The sequence below is a fragment of the Mesorhizobium sp. M8A.F.Ca.ET.021.01.1.1 genome (assembly GCF_003998025.1).
In the GTDB taxonomy this organism is placed as follows: Bacteria; Pseudomonadota; Alphaproteobacteria; order Rhizobiales; family Rhizobiaceae; genus Mesorhizobium.
In genome coordinates this window covers 1-841 of record NZ_RZSJ01001022.1, presented here as the reverse complement: position 1 = coordinate 841, position 841 = coordinate 1, and the positions used below count along the sequence as shown (strand labels likewise).

The following is an 841-nucleotide window of genomic DNA, read 5'->3' as shown; positions in this document are numbered from 1 at the left end:
GACGTTCGAGCCGACGTCGCCCCACCAGGGGATCATCGAGCCGGTGCCGGCCAGGAACTGCTGGAAGGCGGTGGTGTTCGGATCGGCATTGATCTGGTCGGCGGGTTCCGACGGCAGGGCATCGATGACGTCCTGGATGGCGCGTACCCAGGCCGGATTGTTGACGCGCGGCTTCATCGTGTCGGCGTCGAACAGCCAGGCCTTGTCGTCGGGATGCTTGGCGTAGGCGGTGGCGCGGCTGCCGAGGAAGTAGAAGCCGAAACCGCCCCAGGGCTTGGGCGCGTCGAGATAGCCATAGACATCCTGGCCCTTGAACTTCTTGCCCTTGAGGAACTTGGTCACGGCCTGAACCTCTTGCCAGGTCTTCGGCACGCCCCATTCGCTCGTCGCTCCGCTATCCTTCCACTGCTTGGCGAGGTCGGCGTCTGCAAACACGTCGGTGCGGTAGTTGAAGTTGTGCGCGTCACCATCGATGGTGACCCGATACTGCTTGCCATCCCAGGTGCCGACGGGCGGCTTGAGGTAGTTGACGAGATCGTCGAAGTCGATCTGTTTCTTGACCCAGTCGGGCATCTCCGAAGTCAGGCCCTTGCCGCAGACGTCGCCCTCGAACGGCGCGCCCATCTCGATGATGTCGAAATCGACGGTGCCGGTGGCGATCGACTGCTGCAGCCGGGCGTTGTAGTCGGCCTGCGCCAGATCGATCCAGCTGATCTTGGCGCCGGTATAGGTCTCCCATGGCTTCAGGAAACCACGGAACAGCACATTGTGCAGGTTCTGGTTGTTGAGGCCCATGAAGGTGAGCTCGACGCCGGCGAACTCGCCTTCCTTGACATTGGCC

Annotated in this window: 1 protein-coding gene; it reads right to left on the bottom strand. The window is 62.5% G+C overall.

Annotated elements, in window-relative coordinates; genetic code table 11:
* Window positions 1-841: extracellular solute-binding protein (locus EOA36_RS36325; protein ID WP_127281307.1), on the bottom strand; the 841-nt coding region annotated here is incomplete at both ends.